This is a genomic window from Streptomyces sp. NPDC050743 (assembly GCF_044456925.1).
GTDB lineage: Bacteria > Actinomycetota > Actinomycetes > Streptomycetales > Streptomycetaceae > Streptomyces.
The window spans coordinates 1-5,200 of record NZ_JBITGJ010000234.1 but is presented as its reverse complement, the minus strand read 5'-3'; the positions used below and the strand labels follow the sequence as shown (position 1 = coordinate 5,200).

Sequence of the window (5,200 nt, the reverse complement as noted above, 5' to 3'; positions counted from 1 at the left end):
GCCCAGTTGCAGACAGGTCGAGAACGCCTGTGAGACGAAGGTGACGGGCACGACGGCGAGCAGCCACCACCAGTTCGCGTCGCCCAGAGCGCGGAGGGCGGCCGGGGCATTGGCGAGCTGCGGGAGCACCAGGTGCAGCACCAGGAACGCGCCGAGCAGGCCCAGCACGCTCTTCCAGGTGAACCGTGCCATGTGGGCCGGCGGGGCGGACGGCGCCTCGCACGCCGTACGGACCTCGGTGGCGAGGTCGCGCATCAGGCTGGGCCGGCCGCCGGGGCGTCGCGCCCGCCGCCGGACGCCCTCCCCGGCGGCCCGGGCGCGCTCCTGGTCGTAGCCCGCGACCTCGCGCCGTGCCGGGCCGATCAGTGCGAGCGGCTGCAGATACGGCAGCGCGCTCGCCAGCACGTCGGGGCCCAGCCCGGCCAGCGCACATGCGGTGGCGCGGCGTGGGCCGACGCGTGCGGCGGTCGTGGCCAGTAGTTCGGCGATGTCACTGCCGAGCACCTGGGGCGGCGCGTTGAGCCGGGCCCGGGCGAACGCGGTGAGCCGGGGCATGCCGTCCGGTTCGACGAGGACGTGCTGGGTGCGCAGCGCGCGGTGCCCGAGGCGGTGCTCCTGCAGGCGGGCCACGGACTGCCACACCCCGCCGAGCAGCTGGTCGGTCACGTCCTCGGCTGTCAGCGCGGACAGCGGGCGGGCGCCCTGCCCGACAGTCACCAGGAGCGCACCCTCTCCATCCACCGGGTAGGCGATCACGGGTTCGTCGACCCGGGCGCCAGTGCGGGCGGCGAAGACCAGCATGAGCAGTTCGTGCTCCACGGCGGTGAGCGGCGTCTGCGCGCCGGGGTCGTCCGGGTGGCGCAGCAGCGTGCGGCGGGCGAGCCGGTGGAACAGGTCGCGGCCCTGGTCCTCGGCGGCGACGGCCCGTACGGTCAGCCGTGCGCCGGCGGTGGTCTCGGCTCGGTAGCGGATCCCCTCGCCGGGAAGCTGCTCGTCCGCGGGCAGCTCGCGCAGGGTGGCGAGCGGGATCCCGCAGGCGACCAGCGCGCCGGCGACCGCCCGGGCCGGCGGCCGGTCCGGCGGGCCGCCCGCCATGAGCAGGACCGCGGAGCCGGCCGCGCCGCCCGCGGCCAGGGCAGCGAGGGCCTCCAACGGCACGAGGGCGGCCGCCACAACGCCCACCACCGCGCACGCGGCGGTCATGGACCACAGCGCCCGCCGCCAGGGCCGCGCGAGCCAGGGTCCCGCGGCGACCACGGCCGCGGCCCACGCCGCCAGGTACACCGAGGGCGGCCAGCCCGCCCGGATCACTCCGCTCCGGCCGACCAGCACCTCGGGCCACAGATCCGGCCGGCCGCGGGCCAGCGCCAGATGGGTGAGCATCCAGGTGGTCGCCGCGCCCAGCGCCGCCGCGGGCAGGACCCTGAGCACCGCGTCGACCCGCCGGCGCACGACGAGCACGATCAGGCCCGCGACCGGCGCCGCCAGGGCGACGACCTGCACCGTGCCGACCAGGCCGTCGCGCAGGCCGGGCGACAGCGCGGCTGCCGCGGACATCAGCCCCTGCTGCGCCCTGCGGGCGAACTCCCGGGTGACGACCGCCACCAGCACCGACAGCCCAAGCACGGCCAGGGAGACCAGCAGCCGCGACAGATCGGCCGACCGGCGCACATCGCGCGGCGGGGGCGCGTCGATCGCCGGCGCCGCCCGGTCGTCCGCCTTCCCCATGATGTCGGAGGACAGGATCATGTCGCGGTGCCCGGTCACCTCCGGCCCCCGGCAGGGACGCGAGGACGGCCCATGCGCTCACTTCCCGGGACGTCGTCCGGCCGACCCGGACACCCGTTTCATCGTCCCACCGCGGGGCGGCCCCGCGGCGTAGACGCCGGTTCCTCGCGTACTCCTCTCCGTCTCGCTTGCCGGACCCGCACCATCTGGCAGTACTGGTACGTCCCGGCTTTGTCAGGGCTGCTTCCCGCCGTCCCCGGCACCTCCCGGTTCGGGCTGCCCCCAGCTTCAACCGCCCTGCTGCGACAGGACGGCGGTGGCGTCCTTTCACCGCCACTCGAACAACGAGCGCCTCACGGCGCACACTCCGGCAAGCACAAGAAACACGGGATGAATGTGCAGGTCATCGCTGATCCCTTGGATGATCTTCGGATCCTCGCGCTCCTCCACGCGGACGTCGCCAGCGGTGTACATCACTACTCCACGCATGGTGGAAACTCCTTGTTTTTCATCGTGCGGGCGCCTGAAGGCACCGGTTCGTGTTCAGGAAGGCACGGTGCTGCCGCGGCTTCCTCGGTTTGGAGGGCTCATGCGGTCGAGCCCCCTCAAAGGCCCGAAGTGTCCGGTCCCGGGTCCGGCATCACCACCGCCGGGCGACGGCGCTGGGTGAGTGCGATGGCGATCGTGGGGATCAGCGTGAGAGCCGCGATGGCGGTGCCGACGGCGGCGGGACCGGTGGCTCGCAGGGGTGACTCCAGTGCGAGGCCCGCGAACCAGCAGCCGACGGCCGTGCCGAGATTGAATGCCGAGACGGTGAGGGCGGAGCCCAGAGTGGGGGCCTGGCCCGCGAAGCGGACGCCGAGGGAGATCAGTACCGGGTTGGCGCCGAGTCCGAACAGCCCCAGCAGGGCGACCAGTACGATCGTGGGCGCGGCGGACCGGGACAGTAGGCACAGCGCCAGGAGCAGGATCGTGGTGGTCGCAGCGGCAGCGATGGTCGTCGTGTGCGGACGATGGTCTCCCAAGCGGCCGCCCACGAGGAAGCCCGCCAGGGCACCGACGCCGAATCCGACCAGGACCAGCGGCACGAGGCCGGAGGCCAGCCCCGCCCGGTCGGTCAGCAGCGGCGAAATGTAGGAGTACGTCGACAGCACGCCGCCCGTCGTGGTCGCGCAGGCCGCGAGGACCAGCCACATCCGGCCCGAGCGCAGAGCGGACAGCTCGGAGCGGATCGACACCGCCGCGTGACTCACTTCGTCGTGCGGGACGTGGCGGGCGATGAGCACCATGGCCGCTGCCCCCAGGGCCGCGAGCGCCCAGAACGGGCCCCGCCAGCCCATGACCTGCCCGGCGAAAGCGCCCAGCGGCACGCCGACGACGTTGGCGAGCATCGCGCCGGCGCCCACGACGCCCAGGGCGCGGGAACTCGAGGCGGGGCCTGCAGCACGGGCGGCTACCACGTTGGCCACCGCCCAGAACGCGCCAGTCGCCAACGCGGTCAGGAACCGCGCGGCCAGCAATAGCGAGAAGCTGGAGCCGACGGCGACGATGACGTGCCCGGCCGCGAAGACCCCCAGCGCCAGGATCAGCGTCAGCCTCCGGGGCAGCCGCAACGTCAGCATCGCCATCAGCGGCGCACCGACGATCATCCCCACCGCGAAGAAAGTGATCAACAGACCGGCCTGGGCCACGCTGATCTGCACGTCACCGGCAATTTCCGGCAACAGGCCCGCCACCACGAACTCGGTCGTGCCCATCAAGAACGTGCCCAGTGCCAGGACGTAGACGACAAGCGGAAGCCGGGCGGGCGGCTGCCCAGGGCCAGTGCCCTGCAGGGCGTCGGGGGCGTGGAGGGTGTCTCCTCGCGTCGTCATGCTTCATCTCCGCAGCGGGTCGAAATCGGGGGCGCATCCCACGAAACCGCTTCTGCCTCAGGCGCGGGAGGCCGTGTTTACAGGGGGGACAACCTCAACCCCCCTCCCTCAGCGGCTCGCGCCGTAGCGTTGAGGGCATGGAACGCCCCCCCCCGACCGCCGCGCCGACATCCGTGACTTCCTCGCCACCCGGCGCGCGAAGATCACCCCGGAGCAGGTCGGGCTGCCCACCAGCGGCCGACGCCGGGTTCCGGGGCTGCGGCGAGAGGAAGTCGCCGTCCTCGCCGGCGTGAGCACCGAGTGGTACACGCGGCTGGAGAAGGGCCACATCAACGGAGTGTCCGAAGACGTCCTCGACGCGGTCGCCGGTGCGCTGCAGCTGGACGACGACGAACGCACCTACCTATTCGACCTGGCCCGGGCAGCCCAGCCGTCCAGCCGCACCCCCCGCCGGCGCAAGGCCGTCGACGTGCCGCCCCGCGTCCAGTGGCTGCTCGACTCCATGACACTGTCCGCGGCCCTCGTCACCAACGGCCGCCTCGACATCGTCGCCGCCAACGCACTGGCCCGCGCCCTGTTCGCGCCACTGTTCGACAGCGAGACCACCGATGCTCGAGGCCGGCCGAACTTCGCCCGGTACTGGTTCCTCGACCGCGGGGCACCCGACTTCGTCGCCGACTGGGACGGCGCCCTTGGCGCCACCGTCGCCCTGCTGCGTGCCGAGGCGGGCCGCTACCCGCACGACAAGGCGCTGCGCGAACTGATCGGTGAACTGTGCACGATGAGCGCTGAGTTCCGCACTCGTTGGGCCGCCCACGACGTGCGCATCCACCACGGTGGGGTCAAACAGTTCCAGCACCCTGACGCCGGGCCTCTGGAACTCGTCTACCAGCCTCTGGACCTGCCCATTTCTCCACGCGAGGTCCACTCGCTGACCATCTACACGGCCGAGCCAGGCACCCTTGACGAGGACCGGCTCAAGCTCCTCGCAAGCTGGGGCAGCGACCAAGTCCAAGGAGACAAGCCCTACCGGTGACCGGGACTCTTGAACCCCGGACGTCGCCCAGAACTTCACAGCAGCGAAGCCGATGCTCTTCGAGTGAGCCGGGCCGCGCCGGTTGGCCGTGGCGGAACAGGTGGCCGGCGAGCTCGGCGTTTGGCGCGGCCGAGCTGCTTCATCTCGTACACCGTAAGGATCACCCGGCAGTGCAGGGGCGTGGGCCTTGATCTTCCGGGCGGCGGCCAGTGCCTCGAACCGCGGACGGACCTGCACCCGAGTGCTGATCTCCTCGGCGAAAGGTGACTATGCGCTTCATGAGTGAGATGCGCAGGGGGTGGACTGCGGCTGCTGGTGTCCTAGCCGCAGTGCTGATGTTGGGGGGCTGCGGGGGCAGGGCGAACAGCGAGGAGGGGAAGGCCAAGCCACCGTCGCCGACGGTGGAAGACTCGCCGGCATGGGACACGGCGTTGCCGACGACCGAGGAGCCGGAACCGGAGTATGCAGGGTCTTCAAAGTTGAGCGGTGCGGAGGTATCCGCGGGCTCGGCGGGTGGTGACGCAGCGTGTGCGTAGCCGCTGGTTCGTAGCGTTGCGGAACC

4 protein-coding genes are annotated in these 5,200 nt (G+C 72.2%); 1 reads left to right on the top strand and 3 read right to left on the bottom strand.

What is annotated here, in order from left to right; translation table 11 throughout:
* The 3 genes from ACIBJF_RS51965 to ACIBJF_RS51955 all read right to left on the bottom strand — a co-directional run.
* Positions 1-1,767 (bottom strand): hypothetical protein (locus tag ACIBJF_RS51965; RefSeq protein WP_399184889.1); only part of this gene is annotated, 1,767 nt, incomplete at its 3' end.
* Between the two features lie 288 nt (positions 1,768-2,055).
* Complete coding sequence (locus ACIBJF_RS51960) at positions 2,056-2,217, bottom strand: hypothetical protein (RefSeq protein ID WP_399184888.1); 162 nt, start codon at positions 2,215-2,217, stop codon at positions 2,056-2,058.
* 116 nt (positions 2,218-2,333) lie between these two features.
* Positions 2,334-3,602 (bottom strand): MFS transporter, encoded by a 1,269-nt coding sequence (locus ACIBJF_RS51955; protein ID WP_399184887.1) that lies wholly within the window; start codon positions 3,600-3,602, stop codon positions 2,334-2,336.
* 169 nt (positions 3,603-3,771) lie between these two features.
* Between ACIBJF_RS51955 and ACIBJF_RS51950 the strand changes: the two genes are divergently transcribed.
* Complete coding sequence (locus tag ACIBJF_RS51950) at positions 3,772-4,638, top strand: helix-turn-helix domain-containing protein (protein WP_399184890.1); 867 nt, start codon at positions 3,772-3,774, stop codon at positions 4,636-4,638.
* Positions 4,639-5,200: the final 562 nt, after the last annotated feature.